This is a genomic window from Devosia sp. LjRoot16 (assembly GCF_964252795.1).
Lineage (GTDB): Bacteria > Pseudomonadota > Alphaproteobacteria > Rhizobiales > Devosiaceae > Devosia_A.
On sequence record NZ_CAXUPH020000001.1, the window covers coordinates 1,493,060 to 1,509,763 of the forward strand.

The following is a 16,704-nucleotide window of genomic DNA, read 5'->3' on the forward strand; positions in this document are numbered from 1 at the left end:
AGGATTATTCGATGACCGGGACGCTGATCCTCGTTCGCCACGGCCAGAGCGACTGGAACCTCAAGAACCTGTTCACCGGCTGGCGCAACCCCGACCTCACCGAGCAAGGCATCGGCGAAGCGCGCCACACCGGCAAGCAGCTGAAGGCGGCCGGCTACGTGCCCGACGTCTACTTCACCTCGGCACTGCGCCGGGCCCAGCACACGCTCGACCTGATCCTCGAGGAGCTCGAGATCACCGAGGTGACGATCACCCGCTCAAAACTCTTGAACGAGCGCGACTATGGCGATCTCAGCGGCCTCAACAAGGATGACGCGCGGGCCAAATGGGGCGAGGAGCAGGTGCTGATCTGGCGCCGCTCATTCGACGTGCCGCCGCCGGGCGGCGAAAGCCTCAAGGACACCGCGGCCCGCACCCTGCCCTATTACGACGCCGAGATCGTGCCGCTGCTGAAGGCCGGGAAGACCGTTTTGGTCGCCGCGCACGGCAACTCGCTGCGCTCGATCGTCATGGCGATCGAAAACCTGACGCCGGAACAGATTCTGAAGCGCGAGCTCGGAACGGGCGAACCGGTGATCTACAAGATCGGCGCGGACGGGAAGCTGGCGGAGAAGGTGGCGATCTGAAGGTCGCCTGACTGATAGAGACGGCCCCCTCCCTCGCCATTCGAGCGTAGCTCTCATGGCCTTCTCGCCTCAAATCGCTCCACTGGAGTGATTTGCCCTGCGGGACGGTTCGAAGTCCCCCATAAAGGGTAGGTGAAGTTGGGGCCGTTTCAGTCGGCCCTACGCCCCCACTACTCCGCTTTCCCAACCCAGAATCGCCCGCTTGCGCGGCACGCCCCAGTGGTAGCCGGTGAGCGCGCCGCTGGTGCCCACGACGCGGTGGCAGGGCACGACGAAGCTGATCGGGTTCTTGCCCACGGCGCCGCCGACGGCGCGAGCCGCGGTCGGGCGGCCGATATGGTTGGCGACCTTCTGGTAGGTGGTGGCCTTGCCCACCGGGATCTTCAGCAGCGTCTCCCAGACCTGCACCTCGAAATCGGTGCCGATCAGGACGACCCGCACCGGCTGTTCGGGATCCCAGCGGTTGGGATCGAACACCCGGGCGGCGACCGGCGCCACGGCCTTGTCGTCGCGGCGATAGCTGGCATTGGGCCAGCGGTTGGCGAGATCCTCGAAGGCTTCCTCGACCGACATGTTCTCGTCGGCGAAGCCGATGCCGCTCAGCCCGTATTCGGTCATGGTCAGCACTGCGGTGCCGAACGGCGACGGAGCGGCGCCCCAGACCATCTCGAGGCCTTCGCCGCGAGCGCGGAAGGCGCCGGGCGGCATGGCCTCATGGGTGACGAACAGGTCGTGCAGCCGCGAGGTCGAGGAGAGGCCGACCTCATAGGTGGTGTCGAGCACGCTCTGCTGGTCGGCGAGGAGTTTTTTGGCGTGATTGAGCGCCACGGCCTGGGCGAAGCTTTTCGGGCTCAGCCCGCACCAGCGGCGGAACAGGTCGGTGAGCTGCCGCTCGGTCAGCCCGATGGCACGGGCAAAACGCGGCAGATCGGTTTCGTCGGGCAGCGTCTCGCTGAGGTAAGCGATGGCGGCCTGGACGGTCTCGTAATCCGAGTTGGCGATGATGGTTTCGTGCTTGCTCATGAGGCGGAACATAGGCGCGCCGAGCCGCCGTTGCGACCCGGTTTTGACGTTTGATGGGCGGGTATCAGAACCACCGACACTTCCACATGCGCGATGTCATCCCAGCGAAAGCCGGGACCCAACGCTCAGCTAGCGCCAGCGGATAGATGGGTCCCTGCTTTCGCAGGGATGACATCCGTGGGGAGGAGAGGTTAGCGGCAAATTCGCCCGGCGATCAAACCCGCGCCCGTTTCAGCGCGGTGCCGAAAGCCTTGGCGAAGCTCGACTTCTCGTCCTGGTTGAGGAACTGGCCGAGCACGACGTCGCGGTCACGGGTTCTGAGGTGCAGCCCGACGGTCCGCTCGTTGTAGTCGCGGTCGACCACCAGCTTGACGAAATAGGGGTTGAAGCGGCTCAGGGTTTCCTTGCCCGTGCCATCGACCTGCTTGATTTCGAGCTGGTCCGGCCACAACGTCACTTCCTCGTAGCGCTTGCCGTCGCGCTGGCTCGAGCGCATCGTCCACCAGATCAGCGCGATATCGAGGCCGAGGAAACCGACGATCGGCCAGGCGCCCATCGAAAAGAAGATAATGCCGGGGATGGTGGCAAGCACCGCCAGAAGGACGATAACGACGCGAAAACCCTTGCGTCCCAGCGATCGATGGGGCGTCAGCTTTGCCGCGAATAGCGGCCTCGCTTGCGTTTGGGTCGTCATCTTGGGCATCAGTATAGGCTCAGAATCAGGATGACGGAAATGGCGCAGCAAAAAGTGAAGCGACTGCCGAAAGCAGATGTCGAAGCCATTTTCGGCGCTTTTGCGGCAGCCGAGCCCGAACCGAAGGGCGAGCTCGACTACGTGAACCCCTTCACGCTCCTGGTCGCAGTGGTGCTTTCGGCACAGGCGACCGATGCCGGCGTCAACAAGGCGACCAAGCTGTTGTTCCAGCTGGCGGATACACCGGAGAAGATGGTGGCGCTGGGTCCGGCCGAGATCGAGGACAAGATCAAGACTATCGGGCTGTTCCGCAACAAGGCCAAGAACGTCATTGCGCTGAGCCAGCAGCTGATCGAAAAGTTCGATTCGAAGGTGCCTGAGGATCGCGAAGCGCTGGAGAGCCTTCCCGGTGTCGGCCGGAAGACGGCGAACGTGGTGCTGAACATTGCGTTCCGGCAACCGACCATCGCGGTCGACACCCACCTGTTCCGCGTTGCCAACCGTACCGGGCTGGCCCCGGGCGACAACCCGCTCAAGGTGGAGCTGGGGCTCCTGAAGATCGTGCCGGATGAGTACCTGCTGCACGCGCACCACTGGCTGATCCTGCACGGCCGCTACATCTGCAAGGCGCGCAAGCCCGATTGCTGGCGCTGCATCATCAGCCAGTGGTGCCGGTTCGAACCGAAGACACCGGCTCCGAAGGGGAGTTGACGCGAGAGCCGGCCCATCAGTCGGAAAGCTCAGGTTAGACCCCGTAGCCCCGCGCCATGGCGGCGGCAAAGCTCGGGATGAACACCAGCAGCGCGGCCTGCAGGTAGAGGAAGCGGCGCGCGGCCGACACCTCGGCCGCCACGGGCGCGAAGCCGGTATCGGCCTTGGCAGTCTTCAGCCAGCGCAGGATCGCCACCGTCGGCGGGATCGAGGCGAGGCCGACGCCGAGGAAGGCGATCATCTTGGCCCAGAACACCCAGTTGCCGACATAATACTCCCAGCCGGCCGAACCGAAGATCACCCTGACCACGCCGACGACGATGACCAGCATGGCCGTGGCGCCATAGGCGCGATCGAGCGAAGCGAGCTGGCGGAGCCGCTTGCCCTCGAGTCCCGTCCGCAGCAGGGCGAACTCGGCGGCGAAGATCGCCACCAGGGTGAACACGGCAAGGTGGTGGGCAATGGCGAGGATCAGGTCGGTCATCATGTCGCTCCCAGTTCGGACTTGTTTGGCCGCGAGATCGAACCGGAAAAGTCTCACAACTTTTCCTGATCTCGCTTTGTCGCGCCTCGACCGGTGCGAGGCAGCATGTTAACACTGTTCGCATCGAGATAATCTTCCATGTGAGCAATGTCAACATCTGAACAAGCCGACCGCTATCACCATGGCGACCTGCGCCGCGCGCTGGTCGAAGCGGCGCTGGAACTGCTGCTCGAAGGCGGCACCGAGGCGCTTGGCATGCGCGAGCTGGCGCGCCGGGTCGGGGTCTCCTCAGCGGCGCCGTACCGGCATTTCCGCGACAAGCAGGCACTGATCCAGGCAGTGGCGGCGGCCGGGTTTGCACTGTTCCTCGAGGCGGTCGAGGCGGCCAAGGCCGGCGTCGCGGTCGATGAGCAGTTCGGCGCCATGGCCGAGGCCTATGTGCAATTCGCGCTGCGCTACCCGCGGCTCTATAAGCTGATGTTCTCGTCGGAGCTCGGCAAGTTCGAGGACAAGGACCTGCGCCGCGCTGCAGATGCCGCTTACGCCAGCCTCGCGGTGGCGGCGGCGAAGCAAGATCCGGAGGCGCCGGGCGAGGCGGCGATCAGCGCCTGGGCGTTCGTGCATGGTCTCTCCATGCTGCTGCTCGACGAGCAGTTGCTCGGGGTTTCCGCCGCCAATGCCGAGCCGCTGGTGCGCAAGCTGACCCGCCGGCATGCGCAGCGCTTCGGCAAGCCGCACCCGGGCTGAGGTTGGCGTTGCGCGCGAGCGCAATCTCCTCTATTTCCGGCGCGGCTCAATTACCCCATTTTCATCGAAGGATCGCCGATGGCCGAGGCCCGGTTTGACGTTCTCACCATCGGCAACGCCATCGTCGACGTCATAGCTCCCATCGATCCCGGCTTCCTCGAACGCGAGGGATTGTCGGAAGGCATCATGCACCTGGTCGATGCCGAGCGTTCCGCTTATCTCTACGAGCGCATGCCAGCCGACAAGCGCCAGATCTCCGGCGGCAGCTCGGCTAACACCGCGGCCGGCGTCGCCTCGCTCGGCGGCAAGGCCTCGTTCGTCGGCAAGGTGGCGGACGACGAGCTCGGCGACGTGTTCGCCGACGACCTCAAGCGCATTGGCGTGCATTACGGCGTCTCGCGGCTGAGCGATGGCCCGGCCACCGCCCGCTCGATGATCCTCCTCTCGTCGGATGGCGAGCGGACGATGAACACCTATCTCGGCGCCTGCCACCAGCTGACCACCGCCGATATCAAGGAAGACGAGATCGGCGGCGCCACGGTCACCTATATGGAAGGGTTCCTGTGGGATCCGACCGAGGCCAAGAAGGCCTTCGTGATGGCGGCGCATTACGCCCACAAGCACGAGCGCGCCGCCTCGTTCACGCTGTCGGACCCGTTCTGCGTCAACCGCTACCGCGACGAGTTCCTCGACCTGATCCGCTCCAAGACCATGGATATCGTGTTCGGCAATGTCGAAGAGCTGAAGTCGCTGTACCAGACCGACCTGCATGGCGCGGTGCAGGCGATCGCCAAAGACGCGGAACTCGCGGCGATCACCATGGGCGCCGACGGCGCCATGGTGGTGCACGAGGGCGAGATCATCACCGTCCCCGCCTATGCGGTGAAAGAAGTGGTCGACGTTACCGGCGCCGGCGACCTGTTCGCCTCGGGGTTCCTGCTGGCGATCGCACGGGAGCGCGACTTCCGAACCGCATTGCAGGCGGGGTGCCTCGCGGCCAGCGAAGTGATCTCGCATATCGGCGCCCGGCCGGTGGCGGATCTGCAGGCGCTGGCGGCTGAGAAGAGCATCGGAATTTAGGGCTCGATCTCGCAGTGCTCCTCCACCGCAAAGCGGGGGAGGCAGCCCCATACACGGTGCCTCCGCACACCCCCTCCGAGCTACGCTAGGCCGCTACGCGCCCAAGCTTCGCTTGCCTCCCCCGTCAAGGGGGAGGTCGACATCGAGGTTGCGGTTGCATAGCGCCGGCCGTGCCACACCGCCTCCCGCGCTAAACCTTCCGTAGCGCCACGCGTTCGATCGCGTGGCTGGGGCCTTTGGTCAGCACCAGGTCGGCGCGGCTCCGCGTCGGCTGGATGTTGTCGCGCAGGTTCGGGAGGTTGATTTCCTTCCAGGCCCACATGCCGAAAGCCTCGGCTTCCGCCGCGCTCATCTTGGTGAAGCGGTGAAAGAAGCTCTTGGGGTCGGCGAAGGCGGTTTCGCGCAGCCGTCGGAAGCGTTCCATGAACCAGGTGGTCAGGTCGTTCTCGTCGGCATCGATGAAGATCGAGAAATCGAGGAAGTCGGAAGCGAAGAGGATCGGCTTGCCAGATTTCGGCAACTCGCCCGGCTGCAGGATGTTGAGCCCCTCGACGATCAGGATGTCGGGCCGATCGATGGTGATGAACTCGCCATCGATGACGTCGTAGACGAGGTGCGAGTAGACCGGCACCTTGACGTCGGGCTTGCCCGACTTGATGTCGGAAAGGAAGCGGATCAGCGCGCCGCGATCGTAGCTTTCGGGAAAGCCCTTGCGGTCGGCGAGCTGCAGCGCATCGAGCCGCTGGTTCGAATAGAGGAAGCCGTCAGTGGTGACGAGGTCGACCTTGGGCGAGCTCGGCCAGCGGCTGAGCAGCGCTTTCAAAATGCGCGAGGTGGTGGATTTCCCCACCGCCACCGAGCCGGCGACGCCGATGATGTACGGCACCTTGCGGCCGTCGGCGCCGAGGAACTTGGTCGAGGCGCGGTGCAGCTCTTGCGTCGCCTCGACATAGAGCGAGATCAGCCGGCTCAGCGGCAGGTAGATTTCTTCCGCCTCGGTGAACGAGATCGGATCGGTGAGGGCGCGCAGGCGTTTGACGTCATCGGCATCGAGCGTCATCGGCTCGTCGGCGCGAAAACCGCTCCACTCGGCCTTGGTGAAATAGTGGTAGGGCGCGAGCTCGAGCTTCTTGACCCCCATCAGCCCTGTACCTTCCCGCGCGACGCCTTCTCTTCGAGGCCCGATTGCGCGGTGCGGCGCTCGAGCTGCGCCATCACATCGGCGAGCGGCACGCCGGCGGCGCGGAGCAGCACCAGGAGGTGGTAGATCACGTCGGAGGCTTCGCCTTCGGTGCCCTTTTTGTCCTTGGTCACCGAGGCAATGATGATCTCGGCGGCTTCCTCGCCGAACTTCTTGGCGCAGCGCTCGACCCCGCCGGCCAGCAGCTTTGCCGTGTAGCTCTCATCGGGCGAAGCGCCGGCGCGGGCGGCGATGCGCTTGTCCAGGTCTTCGAGGCTGAAGCTCATCAGATTTCTCCCGCATTGCTGTCGCGCCGCATCGGAATGCCGTGACGCTCCATGTAGTCCTTGGCTTCGCCCACTGTGTAGGTGCCGAAATGGAAGATCGAGGCGGCGAGCACTGCCGAAGCGTGTCCCTCCTTGACCCCATCGACCAGATCATCGAGCGAGCCGACGCCGCCCGAGGCAATCACCGGCACATGCACCGCATCGGCGATGGCGCGGGTGAGCTTCAGGTCGAACCCGGATTTGGTGCCGTCGCGGTCCATCGAGGTGACCAGCAGTTCGCCGGCGCCCCGCTCGACCATTTTCGCGGCGAACTCGACGGCGTCGAGCCCGGTCGGATTGCGGCCGCCATGGGTGTAGATTTCCCACTCATCCATGTTCTGCTGCCCCGGCGCCTGGATCTGCCGCCGCCGCGCATCGACCGAAACGACGATGCACTGGTCGCCGAACTTGTCGGCGGCCCGGGCGATGAAATCCGGGTCGTTCACCGCGGCCGAGTTGATCGACACCTTGTCCGCGCCGGCGAGCAGGAGCTTTCGGATATCCTCGAGCTTCCTGATGCCGCCGCCTACCGTCACCGGCATGAAGCAATGCTCGGCCGTGCGCGCCACCACATCGAAAATGGTGTCGCGGTTCTCGTGGCTCGCGGCAATGTCGAGGAAGGTCAGCTCGTCGGCGCCGGCGGCGTTATAGGCGATGGCGGCTTCCACCGGATCGCCGGCATCGATCAGGTCGACGAACTGCACGCCCTTGACGACGCGGCCGTCTTTGACATCGAGGCACGGAATGATGCGGGTCTTGAGGCTCATTGGCGCAGATCCGGTGGCGGGCGCTTCAGCCGCGCATAGATGGCGAAGCCGAAGGAGAACACCCAGAAAATGAAAGCGAAAAGCCCGGCAAGGCCGAACAGCGCGGGAAGGATGCCGGTGAAGCCGGCATAGAACAGCGCCAATATGGGCACCAGCGCCACTGGATACCACCAGAGGCGCACCCGCTCGACCAGCACCGGCTTGTTCCTGAGCTCAGCCATTGGGCGCGCTCCCCATCATTCGTTCTCCGTGCTCTCGAAGCGCTGCAACCTCTGCCACCCGGCGAGGCTGACGATCAGGCTGACCAGCCAGATGGCGCCCCCCAACAGCGTGATCCAGATCGTAATGGCCGCCACGATCAGTGACCACGCCAACGTACCGTTGAGCTGCCGTCCCCAATCAGCGCCTCCCAGGACACAGGTCGAGCCCATCTTCCAGTTGCTGGCGCAACCATTGAGCTGCATGAACCACCCAACGACCATTGCAAGCAGGATCGGCACGGCGGTGATCGCGACGAGCACACCCAGCCAGATCCAGTATCCCCGCATCGGCATTCGGTGGCCGGGCATCACCTGACCTTCGTGGCGTTCAGCAGGGCGATTGCTTCACGTGAATCAATGCGTCCGTCGTAAAGCGCGCGGCCGGAAATGGCGCCCTCGAGCAGCTGGTAGCGCGGCTCGGTCATGGTGCGGATGTCGTCCATCGAGGCGAGACCGCCCGAGGCGATCACCGGGATCGACACGGCTTCCGCCAGCTCCAGCGTCGAAGGCCAGTTAATGCCCTTCAGCACGCCGTCGCGGTCGATATCGGTGTAAATGATCGCCGCGACCCCTGCCCCCTCGAAACGCCGTCCGAGCTCGATCGCGGTGAGCTCGGAGGTTTCCGCCCAGCCCTCCACCGCCACCTTGCCGCCGCGTGCGTCGATGCCGACCGCCACCTGGCCGGGGAACAGCCGCGCCGCTTCGCGCACCAGCGCCGGATCACGCACCGCGATGGTGCCGAGGATGACGCGGGCGAGGCCGCGGCCCAGCCACTCCTCGATATGGGCGATGCTGCGGATGCCGCCGCCCAGCTGCACCGGAAAGCTCACCGCAGCGAGGATCGCCTCGACGGCGTCGCCATTGACGCTGTGGCCGGCGAAGGCGCCGTTGAGATCGACAACGTGCAGGTACTCGAACCCCTGGTCCTCGAACGATTTGGCCTGGGCGGCCGGATCGTCATTGAAGACGGTGGCCTGCTGCATGTCGCCCAGCTTCAGCCGGACGCACTGGCCATCCTTCAAATCGATGGCGGGGAAGAGGATCATAGTGTTTCTCCAGCCAACATCGAGCGTGTGGCACACCCCACCCCATCCCTCCCCGTCAAGAGGAGAGTGTCTGCCGGTGCATTTTGCTGGATCGAGCCACGCAAACGGAACGGCGCCTCCCCCCTTGCGGGGGAGGTTGGGAGGGGGGGGGCAGTCAGCACGGAGCTCACGGCTTCCACCCCAGAAAATTGCGGATCAGCGTCAACCCGAGGGTCTGGCTCTTTTCCGGGTGGAACTGGGTGCCCAGCAGATTGTCGCGGCCGACGATGGCGGTGACCTGCTGGCCGTAATCGGCGCTGGCGACCAGGGTCTCCGGACGGTCCACCGCCAGGTGATAGGAATGGACGAAATAGGCATGCAGCCCATCGGGGCCATCCGGAATGTCGGCGAGCAAAGGGTGGGCCTGCCGGATGGTCAGCGTGTTCCAGCCCATGTGCGGCACTTTGAGGTTGCCTTTGGGCTCGAGCCTGACCACCGCTCCGGGGATCCAACCGAGCCCTTTGGTGATGGTCTTTTCACGGCCTTCGGTGGCCATCAGCTGCATGCCGACGCAGATGCCGAGGAACGGCACGCCGCCCTTGATCACCCGCTCCTCCAGCACCTCGACCATGCCGGTCACTGCGTCGAGCCCGGCGCGGCAGTCGGCAAAGGCGCCAACCCCCGGCAGGACGATGCGGTCGGCGCGGCGCACCGTCTCGACGTCGTCGGTGACGAGGATGTCGTCGCCGGTCCCGGCTTCCCGCGCAGCGCGCTCGAAGGCTTTGGCGGCCGAGCGGAGATTGCCCGAGCCGTAATCGATAATGGTAACTGTGCTCATCGGGTCTGCCGCTTCAGGTAGTCGACCAGCGCCAGGTCTTCATCGGCGGCGACGATTTCGGTGCGATAGCGGCCGCCGCGCTTCGCCGTCTTCACCCGGCGGAAGCTCCCGGCCTCGAAGCCGATCAGTGTGGCGAACAGCACATAGAGCCAGAACGCCGCCTCATCGCCGATCACGAGGCTCAAGCCAGTGATCGCGACCGTGCCGGCAACCCAGATCCCGAGCAGCAGCCAGAGCCCGTGGACGAGCGCATGCACCGGCGGCAGCAGGGCTGCGGACCAGGAGAAGCGATCGGCCACCGCAGTGGGCGCATCGCTCGGGCGCTCGTAGACGGAATAGAGGGTCACGGTTATCCTCGTTTGGATCGGCGTGGTTGCGGGTTCGCCTTAGAGCAAAACCCGCACGGTTGGAAGATGAGGGAACCGACCGCCTGCCATGCCGTTGGTTCAACCGGCTTTGAGGAGAGCTTTATGACGCATGATTCCCACGACCCGCATGGCGATGGAACGATGGGTTCCGAACCGACCCAGGGCATTTTCATCGGCTGGCTCGCCGTCGGGCTGCTCGTCGTCATGGCGATCTTCACCCTGACGGTCATCAGCGCCGGCGCCAACTACGGCTTCAAGTAAGCTGTTCGGCCGGCGCAACCCGTCCCGTGCCCCACCCACCGGGTCATTCCCGCGAAAGCGGGAACCTCTGCCTTCTTGGACTTTGCACGATCGCAAACGGAGGTCCCCGCTTTCGCGGGGATGACACCGAGTTTGGGGGACTTGCAGAGCGTCGGTTCGCGATAGCGTGGACTTGATTTTGTCGCGCTTTCGAACCGGAAAAGTCTGCAACTTTTCCTGAAAGCGCTCTAGAGCGTACCCTTGGTCGAGGGGATGGCATCGGCGGCGCGCGGATCGATCTCCACCGCCGAGCGCAGCGCCCGGGCCAGCGCCTTGAAGGCGCTTTCGGCGATATGGTGGTTGTTGTCGCCGTAGAAGGTTTCGACGTGCAGCGTGATGCCGGCATTCATGGCGAAAGCCTGGAACCACTCACGGAACAGTTCGGTATCCATCTCGCCCACCTTGTCGCGGGTGAACTCGACCTTCCAGACGAGGAACGGCCGACCCGAGACGTCGAGGGCGACGCGGGTGAGCGTGCCATCCATCGGCAGGTCCGAAGAGGCATAGCGGCGAATGCCCCGCTTGCTACCGAGCGCCTGCTTGATCGCTTCGCCCAGCGCGATGCCGACATCCTCGGCGGTGTGGTGAAAATCGATGTGCAGGTCGCCCTTGGCGACGACGGTCATGTCGATCAGCGAGTGTTTCGACAGCTGATCCAGCATGTGATCGAGAAAGCCGATGCCGGTCTGCATCTCATGCTTGCCCGACCCATCGAGGTTCACCGACACTTTGATATCGGTCTCGTTGGTCTTGCGGGCGATCTCGGCGGTGCGCATCTCGGCAGTCCCTATCGTGGCGCGGCGGCTGTAGCAGATAGCGCCGGAGCGGTGAAGATGCGGTGAAGGCGCGACGGACCTCGGTAACATCGCGGAAACTACCCGACCGGCTAGGCCGGTTTGCATTCGCCCGCCCCGTGCCTAAATAGGGACCAACAGTTCTGGAGTTTTTCCCAAGATGTCGAAGGACAACGAGTTCCCCGGCTGGCACGGCACGACGATCGTCGCCGTCCGCAAGGGCAACAAGGTGGTGGTGGCCGGTGACGGACAGGTCTCGGTCGGCAACACCGTGATGAAGCATACCGCCAAGAAGGTGCGGCGCCTCGCCGACGGCAAGGTAATCGGCGGCTTCGCCGGCGCCACCGCCGACGCGTTCACGCTGTTCGAGCGGCTCGAGGCCAAGCTGATCCAGTATCCGGACCAGCTGATGCGCGCCTCGGTCGAGCTGGCCAAGGATTGGCGCACCGATCGATACCTGCGCCGGCTCGAGGCCATGATGATCGTCGCCGACAAGGACGTCACCCTGGTGCTGACCGGCACCGGCGACGTGCTCACCCCCGATCACGCCACCATCGCCATCGGCTCGGGTGGCAACTACGCCTATTCGGCGGCGCTGGCGCTGAGCGAAAACACCGAGCTCGACGCAGAAGAGATCGCCCGCAAGGCGATGAAGATCGCCGCCGAGGTGTGCATCTACACCAACGAGAACGTGACGGTCGAAACGATTGAAACCGTCTGACGCTCAGTTTCAGTACGGCTTCCGGCCGGTGACCCGAGCTGACCTGCCGCTCCTCGGGCGCTGGCTGGCCGAGCCCCATGTGAGGAAATGGTGGGCTGAGCCCGCCAAAGCGCTGCAGTCGATCGAAAGCCATATCGACAGCATTTCGGTCGAGCCCTTTATCGTCGAACTCGACGGAAAGCCGATCGGCTACATCCAGAGTTACGATCCGCATCTCGAAGATGCGCACCCGTACCAGGACCAGCCAACCGGCACCCTGGGGATCGACCAGTTCATCGGCGAGGCCGCATTGATCGGCAAGGGCCATGGTACGCGGCTGATCGAAGCGTTCGTTGAGCAGCTGTTCGAGGAAGGCGCCATCCGGGTGATCATCGATCCCGATCCGGCCAACGCGGCGGCGATCCGCGCCTATGAGAAAGCCGGGTTCGAACGCTTCGACACGCGGCACTCGAAATATGGCCCGGCGCTGATGCTGGCGCGGAACGCCGACGGAGATTTTGCATGAACTGGACCACCCGCCGGCTGACTGCTTCTGACGCGGAGGCCTATAGAACGCTCCGCATCGAGGGGCTGACGCTGTCGCCGGCGTCGTTCGGCTCGAGCCTTGCCGAAGAGGGGACGCAGCCGATCGAGGTCTTTGCCGGACGGCTGGAACGCAGCTTCATCTTCGGGCTGTTCGACGGCGCTGCGCTGGTCGGCACGGCTGGCTTTTACCGCGAAACCAACAGCAACTCGGCGCACCGCGGCCATCTCATCGGCGTCTATCTCAGTCCAGCCTCGCGCGGCCGCGGCGGCGCGGACCTGGTGATCGCGGCGGTGATCGCCGAAGCGCGCAACCACGTGCTGCAGCTGCATCTGGCGGTGACGCAGGACAACCCCACAGCCCGCCGGCTCTACGAGCGGCACGGCTTTGTGACGTATGGCGAAGACCCGCGCGGCCTCAAGGTCGATGGCGTCTTCTACGATGACTATCTCATGGTGCTGCGCCTCGATGAGGGCAGCGGAAAGTGACGGATTATGAGTGACAGCAATTTCTCCCCGCGCGAGATCGTCTCCGAGCTCGATCGCTACATTGTCGGCCAGCACGACGCCAAGCGCGCCGTGGCCGTGGCGCTGCGCAACCGCTGGCGCCGGCAACAGCTGCCGGACGATCTGCGCGCCGAGGTGACGCCGAAGAACATCCTGATGATCGGGCCCACCGGCGTCGGCAAGACCGAGATCAGCCGGCGCCTGGCGAAGCTCGCCCAGGCGCCGTTCATCAAGGTCGAGGCCACCAAGTTCACCGAAGTCGGCTATGTCGGCCGCGACGTCGAGCAGATCATCCGCGACCTGGTCGAAGCGGGCATTTCGCTGTTGCGCGACAAGAAGCGCGCCGAGGTGCAGGCGCAGGCGCATCACAATGCCGAGGAGCGGGTACTCGACGCGCTGGTCGGCTCGTCCGCCTCGCCATCGACCCGCGACAGCTTCCGCCAGAAGCTTCGCACCAACGAGCTCGACGACAAGGAAATCGAGATCGAGATGCAGCCGACCGGCAATTCCGGCGGCTTCGATATCCCCGGCATGCCGGGCGCCAATATCGGCGTGATCAACATCCAGGACATGCTGGGCAAGGCCTTTGGCGGCCGCGGCGTCAAGCGCAAGGTCAAGGTGAAGGACGCGCACCAGCCGCTCTTGGCGGAGGAGGCCGACAAGCTGCTCGACCAGGACCAGCTGAACAAGGAAGCGGTGGATCTGGTGGAGAACCACGGCATCGCCTTCATCGACGAGATCGACAAGATCGTGAACCGAGAAGGCGGCTACGGTGGCGGCGTCTCCCGCGAAGGCGTGCAGCGCGACCTGCTGCCGCTGATCGAAGGCACCACGGTTTCGACCAAGTACGGCCCGGTGAAGACCGACCACATCCTGTTCATCGCCTCGGGCGCCTTCCATGTGGCCAAGCCCTCGGACCTGTTGCCCGAACTGCAGGGCCGCCTGCCGATCCGGGTCGAGCTCAAGGCGCTGACCCGGCAGGACCTGATCGGCATCCTCAACGACACCGACGCGAGCCTGATAAAGCAGTATGTGGCGCTGATGAAGACCGAGGGGCTGACGCTCGACTTCACCCCCGATGCGATCGAGGCGATCGCCGACGCGGCGGTGCAGGTCAACTCGACGGTCGAGAATATCGGCGCCCGCCGGCTCGCCACCATCCTCGAGCGGCTGGTCGAAGACATTTCGTTCGATGCGCCTGACAAGGCGGGCGAGACGATCCGCATCGACAAGGAGTATGTCGACGAGCGCATCGGCAAGATGGCGGCCGACACCGACCTCAGCCGGTTCGTGCTGTAGGGAAGCACCCGAGTGGGTTGCACGGGCGAAACTGGTCGGGCTCGACCTAACCCAACCACCGGCTGTCATCCCAGCGAAAGCTGGGACCCATCTATCAGCTGGTGCGGGTGGTGAATTGGGTCCCTGCTTTCGCAGGGATGACATCGAGTGGGTGGCGCGAATTGTGCAATCGAATGATCCGCGTTCCCGACTGGTGAGCGCCTCATCTATGCAGTACCAAGGCCGGGAACCCGTTCCCGGCCTTTCCATTGGAGCCGCCTTTGCTCGCCGCCACGACCAACTCGCCGATCCACACCGTCGCGGCACGCCATGAAGTGCAGGCGCTGTCGAGCTCGCTGATCCGCGACGTCGCCAATGCCGGGATGGGCCGGACCGACGTGCTGCCGTTCTGGTTTGGCGAGTCCGACCAGCCGACGCCGCGCTTCATTCGCGAGGCGGCGATGGCGTCATTGGCCGAGGGCGAGACGTTCTACTCACAGAATCTCGGTCGGCCGTATCTCAGGCAGGCGATCGCCGGCTACCTCAGCGAGCTGCACGACACGACCGTCGCGCCGGGCCGCATCGCGGCGGTGGGGTCAGGCGTCTCGGGGCTGATGATCGCGGCGCAGATGGTGCTGTCACCCGGCGACCGGGTGGTGGCAGTGACACCGCTCTGGCCCAATATCGTCGAGATCCCCAGGATTCTCGGTGCCGAGGTGGTGCGGGTACCGCTGACAATCAGGAACGGCAAGTGGTCGCTCGATCTCGACCGGCTGCTCGCAGCGCTGACCCCGGACACCCGGCTCGCCGTCATCAACTCGCCGAACAACCCGACCGGCTGGACCATCGAGGAAGATGAAGTCGACGCGGTGCTGGCGCATTGCCGCAAGCACGGCATCTGGGTGCTGAGCGACGATGTCTACGAGCGCCTGGTGCATGACCCGCGGCGCCGCTCGGCTCCGTCGTTCCTCCGCCGCTATCAGACTGGCGACCGGATCATCTCGGTCAACAGCTTCTCGAAAGCCTGGTCGATGACCGGCTGGCGCGTCGGTTGGCTGGCAACGCCAGAGACGCTGTCGAACGATCTCACCAAGGTCATCGAGTACAACACCTCGTGCATCCTCGAGCCGGTGCAGCGCGCCGCGACGGCTGCGCTGACCGATGGCGAGCCGACGGTCATGAAGCTTCGGGCCGAGCTCACTGCTACGCGAACCCTCCTGGTCGCCGAGCTGAGCCGCATCCCCGGCGTCGTCATCCCCGATGCCGGCGGCGCGATGTATGTGTTCTTCCGCATCGAAGGCTATCCCGACACGCTGGGGCTGGCGAAGCGCCTGGTCGAGGCAGCGGGGCTCGGCCTCGCGCCAGGCGGCGCATTCGGAGCGGAAGGCGACGGGTGGCTCCGCTGGTGCCACGCCGTCGCTCCCGAAAAGCTTCGCGACGGGGTCAGCCGGCTCAGGAGCTTCCTCGGACGCTAAGCGAGCGGCGAGCCGAACCGTGCGGCGCGTTCGGTTTTCCCGTCCTCGAGGCGGCCGCGCAGACCGGTCATCCAGTCCGGCTCGTCCGGCCAGGTTTCGCTGAGCGCGTCGGCAACCCGGGCGTACCAGTAGAGATCGGCGAAGCGACGGCATACCGCCCGCAACGCCGGGTCGGGCAACGGGCGGACCGCGGCGTAGCCCGCGAGGAACACCGCCTCCCGCGCCGCGGCCAGCTCCGGCTCAACCTCGTCGGCAAGGCTGTCGACGGCCTGTCCGATGTCCATGGCGAACCAGTGGTACATGGCGTCATCGAAATCGATGGCGAAGCAGCGTCCGCTCACTGCGTCAAAGAAGACATTGTCGCACTCGAAATCGTAGTGGACGAGGCCGTAGCTCTCGGGGTCTCGCGGCAGTTCGGACAGGCGAGCCTCAATCAGATCGGCTTCGGCCATAGCGCCTTGCGTGCCGGGCAACTCGCGCAGCACGGACCGGATCCAGTCCAGCACATCGCTTTCATTCCAGCGTGGCGGCCCCTCAGGCCGATAGACCTGGGACAGCTGATGCAACTCGGCCAGTGCCCGCCCATAGCTGGCAATGATGATGTCGCCCAGATCGGTCCGGCTCAGCTGAACACCGGGCACCGCATGGAAGGCCGTTGCGTGATAGCTGCCCCACGGCGTGGCTTTTGACACAAGGTGTTGGCCGCTCTTTGCGGCGATCGGCACTGCGGCGCCGTAACCGGCCTTGCCGAGGTAGGACAGAAACTCCAGCTCCGCCGCGATCGTCTCGGCACGCTTTCCGGCCGCCGGAGCAAAGCGCAGGAAACGCTGCTCGCCTTCGAAGGTGAACGGATAGATGGCGTTGGACGAGATCCGGTACCAGGCGAACGGGGCCGGATCGGCATCCCAATCAGCGCGCAGCAGCTCGGCCAGCGGCCGGTTGTCCTCGAGAAATCTCAGCTTCAGCATCGTCCCACCC

General features: G+C 64.9%; 23 protein-coding genes. 10 read left to right on the forward strand and 13 right to left on the reverse strand.

All coding sequences use genetic code 11. The features are described from left to right. The first annotated feature begins 11 nt into the window (after positions 1-11). Positions 12-626 carry a 2,3-bisphosphoglycerate-dependent phosphoglycerate mutase gene (locus ACSQ23_RS06945; protein ID WP_055994201.1) on the forward strand — a complete coding sequence of 205 codons (615 nt, stop codon included), beginning with the start codon at positions 12-14 and terminating at the stop codon, positions 624-626. A gap of 159 nt (positions 627-785) precedes the next feature. On the opposite strand, the gene ACSQ23_RS06950 is transcribed toward ACSQ23_RS06945, so the two are convergent. Both ACSQ23_RS06950 and ACSQ23_RS06955 read right to left on the reverse strand, forming a co-directional pair. After that, complete coding sequence (locus ACSQ23_RS06950) at positions 786-1,649, reverse strand: methylated-DNA--[protein]-cysteine S-methyltransferase (RefSeq protein WP_082533164.1); 864 nt, start codon at positions 1,647-1,649, stop codon at positions 786-788. A gap of 214 nt (positions 1,650-1,863) precedes the next feature. Beyond that, complete coding sequence (locus ACSQ23_RS06955) at positions 1,864-2,343, reverse strand: DUF2244 domain-containing protein (RefSeq protein WP_436090154.1); 480 nt, start codon at positions 2,341-2,343, stop codon at positions 1,864-1,866. 39 nt (positions 2,344-2,382) lie between these two features. Here ACSQ23_RS06955 and nth point away from each other — a divergent pair, with 39 nt between their 5' ends. Continuing rightward, a complete protein-coding gene (gene nth / locus ACSQ23_RS06960) occupies positions 2,383-3,054 on the forward strand; it encodes an endonuclease III (protein ID WP_436090155.1) in 672 nt (223 codons plus the stop codon). A gap of 34 nt (positions 3,055-3,088) precedes the next feature. Here nth and ACSQ23_RS06965 read toward each other — a convergent pair whose 3' ends face one another. After that, on the reverse strand, positions 3,089-3,538 hold the full coding sequence (locus ACSQ23_RS06965) for a DUF2214 family protein (protein WP_436090156.1): 450 nt from the start codon (positions 3,536-3,538) through the stop codon (positions 3,089-3,091). 147 nt (positions 3,539-3,685) lie between these two features. Between ACSQ23_RS06965 and ACSQ23_RS06970 the strand changes: the two genes are divergently transcribed. Both ACSQ23_RS06970 and ACSQ23_RS06975 read left to right on the forward strand, forming a co-directional pair. Continuing rightward, positions 3,686-4,285 carry a TetR/AcrR family transcriptional regulator gene (locus ACSQ23_RS06970; protein WP_436090157.1) on the forward strand — a complete coding sequence of 200 codons (600 nt, stop codon included), beginning with the start codon at positions 3,686-3,688 and terminating at the stop codon, positions 4,283-4,285. Positions 4,286-4,363: 78 nt separating this feature from the next. Next, positions 4,364-5,365: an adenosine kinase gene (locus ACSQ23_RS06975; protein ID WP_055874493.1), complete on the forward strand. Its 1,002-nt coding sequence runs from the start codon at positions 4,364-4,366 to the stop codon at positions 5,363-5,365. A 190-nt stretch (positions 5,366-5,555) separates the two neighbouring features. Here the strand turns inward: ACSQ23_RS06975 and coaA are convergent, their stop codons facing one another. From coaA to ACSQ23_RS07015, 8 genes are all read right to left on the reverse strand, one after another. After that, on the reverse strand, positions 5,556-6,506 hold the full coding sequence (gene coaA, locus ACSQ23_RS06980) for a type I pantothenate kinase (RefSeq protein ID WP_436090158.1): 951 nt from the start codon (positions 6,504-6,506) through the stop codon (positions 5,556-5,558). Further along, the gene (locus tag ACSQ23_RS06985; protein WP_436090573.1) at positions 6,506-6,835 is read right to left on the reverse strand and encodes a phosphoribosyl-ATP diphosphatase; all 330 of its coding nucleotides are present in this window, start codon (positions 6,833-6,835) and stop codon (positions 6,506-6,508) included. The genes coaA and ACSQ23_RS06985 overlap by 1 nt, the downstream gene beginning before the upstream one ends. Beyond that, positions 6,832-7,638 (reverse strand): imidazole glycerol phosphate synthase subunit HisF, encoded by an 807-nt coding sequence (gene hisF, locus ACSQ23_RS06990; RefSeq protein WP_436090159.1) that lies wholly within the window; start codon positions 7,636-7,638, stop codon positions 6,832-6,834. Before hisF ends, ACSQ23_RS06985 begins: the two co-directional genes overlap by 4 nt. Continuing rightward, complete coding sequence (locus ACSQ23_RS06995) at positions 7,635-7,859, reverse strand: hypothetical protein (RefSeq protein ID WP_436090160.1); 225 nt, start codon at positions 7,857-7,859, stop codon at positions 7,635-7,637. Before ACSQ23_RS06995 ends, hisF begins: the two co-directional genes overlap by 4 nt. A gap of 15 nt (positions 7,860-7,874) precedes the next feature. Then, entirely contained in the window at positions 7,875-8,207 is a 333-nt protein-coding gene (locus ACSQ23_RS07000) for a hypothetical protein (RefSeq protein WP_436090161.1), read from the reverse strand. Further along, on the reverse strand, positions 8,207-8,944 hold the full coding sequence (hisA, locus tag ACSQ23_RS07005) for a 1-(5-phosphoribosyl)-5-[(5-phosphoribosylamino)methylideneamino]imidazole-4-carboxamide isomerase (protein ID WP_436090162.1): 738 nt from the start codon (positions 8,942-8,944) through the stop codon (positions 8,207-8,209). The genes ACSQ23_RS07000 and hisA overlap by 1 nt, the downstream gene beginning before the upstream one ends. A 166-nt stretch (positions 8,945-9,110) precedes the next feature. Continuing rightward, positions 9,111-9,761, reverse strand: a complete 651-nt coding sequence (gene hisH / locus ACSQ23_RS07010) for an imidazole glycerol phosphate synthase subunit HisH (protein WP_436090163.1) — start codon at positions 9,759-9,761, stop codon at positions 9,111-9,113. After that, the gene (locus ACSQ23_RS07015; protein ID WP_436090164.1) at positions 9,758-10,108 is read right to left on the reverse strand and encodes a DUF2628 domain-containing protein; all 351 of its coding nucleotides are present in this window, start codon (positions 10,106-10,108) and stop codon (positions 9,758-9,760) included. Before ACSQ23_RS07015 ends, hisH begins: the two co-directional genes overlap by 4 nt. 123 nt (positions 10,109-10,231) lie before the next feature. Here ACSQ23_RS07015 and ACSQ23_RS07020 point away from each other — a divergent pair, with 123 nt between their 5' ends. Continuing rightward, a complete protein-coding gene (locus ACSQ23_RS07020) occupies positions 10,232-10,390 on the forward strand; it encodes a hypothetical protein (RefSeq protein ID WP_156387220.1) in 159 nt (52 codons plus the stop codon). Between the two features lie 227 nt (positions 10,391-10,617). Here the strand turns inward: ACSQ23_RS07020 and hisB are convergent, their stop codons facing one another. Further along, positions 10,618-11,205 carry an imidazoleglycerol-phosphate dehydratase HisB gene (gene hisB, locus ACSQ23_RS07025; protein ID WP_055874516.1) on the reverse strand — a complete coding sequence of 196 codons (588 nt, stop codon included), beginning with the start codon at positions 11,203-11,205 and terminating at the stop codon, positions 10,618-10,620. Positions 11,206-11,383: 178 nt separating this feature from the next. On the opposite strand from hisB, the gene hslV reads away from it, so the two are divergent. The 5 genes from hslV to ACSQ23_RS07050 all read left to right on the forward strand — a co-directional run bounded on the left by hslV (position 11,384) and on the right by ACSQ23_RS07050 (position 15,726). Next, positions 11,384-11,944 (forward strand): ATP-dependent protease subunit HslV, encoded by a 561-nt coding sequence (gene hslV / locus ACSQ23_RS07030; protein ID WP_055874518.1) that lies wholly within the window; start codon positions 11,384-11,386, stop codon positions 11,942-11,944. Continuing rightward, the gene (locus ACSQ23_RS07035; RefSeq protein WP_055874520.1) at positions 11,931-12,449 is read left to right on the forward strand and encodes a GNAT family N-acetyltransferase; all 519 of its coding nucleotides are present in this window, start codon (positions 11,931-11,933) and stop codon (positions 12,447-12,449) included. The genes hslV and ACSQ23_RS07035 overlap by 14 nt, the downstream gene beginning before the upstream one ends. Continuing rightward, the gene (locus ACSQ23_RS07040; RefSeq protein WP_055874524.1) at positions 12,446-12,955 is read left to right on the forward strand and encodes a GNAT family N-acetyltransferase; all 510 of its coding nucleotides are present in this window, start codon (positions 12,446-12,448) and stop codon (positions 12,953-12,955) included. The genes ACSQ23_RS07035 and ACSQ23_RS07040 overlap by 4 nt, the downstream gene beginning before the upstream one ends. Before the next feature lie 6 nt (positions 12,956-12,961). After that, a complete protein-coding gene (gene hslU, locus ACSQ23_RS07045; RefSeq protein ID WP_055874527.1) occupies positions 12,962-14,272 on the forward strand; it encodes an ATP-dependent protease ATPase subunit HslU in 1,311 nt (436 codons plus the stop codon). Positions 14,273-14,532: 260 nt separating this feature from the next. Beyond that, positions 14,533-15,726, forward strand: a complete 1,194-nt coding sequence (locus ACSQ23_RS07050) for a pyridoxal phosphate-dependent aminotransferase (RefSeq protein WP_055874530.1) — start codon at positions 14,533-14,535, stop codon at positions 15,724-15,726. Here ACSQ23_RS07050 and ACSQ23_RS07055 read toward each other — a convergent pair. Next, positions 15,723-16,694, reverse strand: coding sequence for a phosphotransferase enzyme family protein (locus ACSQ23_RS07055; RefSeq protein WP_055874533.1), 972 nt, complete (start codon positions 16,692-16,694; stop codon positions 15,723-15,725). The genes ACSQ23_RS07050 and ACSQ23_RS07055 overlap by 4 nt on opposite strands. Between the last annotated feature and the right edge of the window lie 10 nt (positions 16,695-16,704).

Coding starts and splice junctions, on each gene's coding strand:
- ACSQ23_RS06945 (WP_055994201.1), top strand. CDS start 12: ATGACCGGGACGCTGATCCTCGTTCGCCACGGCCAGAGCGACTGGAAC.
- ACSQ23_RS06950 (WP_082533164.1), bottom strand. CDS start 1,649: ATGAGCAAGCACGAAACCATCATCGCCAACTCGGATTACGAGACCGTC.
- ACSQ23_RS06955 (WP_436090154.1), bottom strand. CDS start 2,343: ATGACGACCCAAACGCAAGCGAGGCCGCTATTCGCGGCAAAGCTGACG.
- nth (WP_436090155.1), top strand. CDS start 2,383: ATGGCGCAGCAAAAAGTGAAGCGACTGCCGAAAGCAGATGTCGAAGCC.
- ACSQ23_RS06965 (WP_436090156.1), bottom strand. CDS start 3,538: ATGACCGACCTGATCCTCGCCATTGCCCACCACCTTGCCGTGTTCACC.
- ACSQ23_RS06970 (WP_436090157.1), top strand. CDS start 3,686: ATGTCAACATCTGAACAAGCCGACCGCTATCACCATGGCGACCTGCGC.
- ACSQ23_RS06975 (WP_055874493.1), top strand. CDS start 4,364: ATGGCCGAGGCCCGGTTTGACGTTCTCACCATCGGCAACGCCATCGTC.
- coaA (WP_436090158.1), bottom strand. CDS start 6,506: ATGGGGGTCAAGAAGCTCGAGCTCGCGCCCTACCACTATTTCACCAAG.
- hisF (WP_436090159.1), bottom strand. CDS start 7,638: ATGAGCCTCAAGACCCGCATCATTCCGTGCCTCGATGTCAAAGACGGC.
- ACSQ23_RS06995 (WP_436090160.1), bottom strand. CDS start 7,859: ATGGCTGAGCTCAGGAACAAGCCGGTGCTGGTCGAGCGGGTGCGCCTC.
- ACSQ23_RS07000 (WP_436090161.1), bottom strand. CDS start 8,207: ATGCCCGGCCACCGAATGCCGATGCGGGGATACTGGATCTGGCTGGGT.
- hisA (WP_436090162.1), bottom strand. CDS start 8,944: ATGATCCTCTTCCCCGCCATCGATTTGAAGGATGGCCAGTGCGTCCGG.
- hisH (WP_436090163.1), bottom strand. CDS start 9,761: ATGAGCACAGTTACCATTATCGATTACGGCTCGGGCAATCTCCGCTCG.
- ACSQ23_RS07020 (WP_156387220.1), top strand. CDS start 10,232: ATGACGCATGATTCCCACGACCCGCATGGCGATGGAACGATGGGTTCC.
- hisB (WP_055874516.1), bottom strand. CDS start 11,205: ATGCGCACCGCCGAGATCGCCCGCAAGACCAACGAGACCGATATCAAA.
- hslV (WP_055874518.1), top strand. CDS start 11,384: ATGTCGAAGGACAACGAGTTCCCCGGCTGGCACGGCACGACGATCGTC.
- ACSQ23_RS07040 (WP_055874524.1), top strand. CDS start 12,446: ATGAACTGGACCACCCGCCGGCTGACTGCTTCTGACGCGGAGGCCTAT.
- hslU (WP_055874527.1), top strand. CDS start 12,962: ATGAGTGACAGCAATTTCTCCCCGCGCGAGATCGTCTCCGAGCTCGAT.
- ACSQ23_RS07055 (WP_055874533.1), bottom strand. CDS start 16,694: ATGCTGAAGCTGAGATTTCTCGAGGACAACCGGCCGCTGGCCGAGCTG.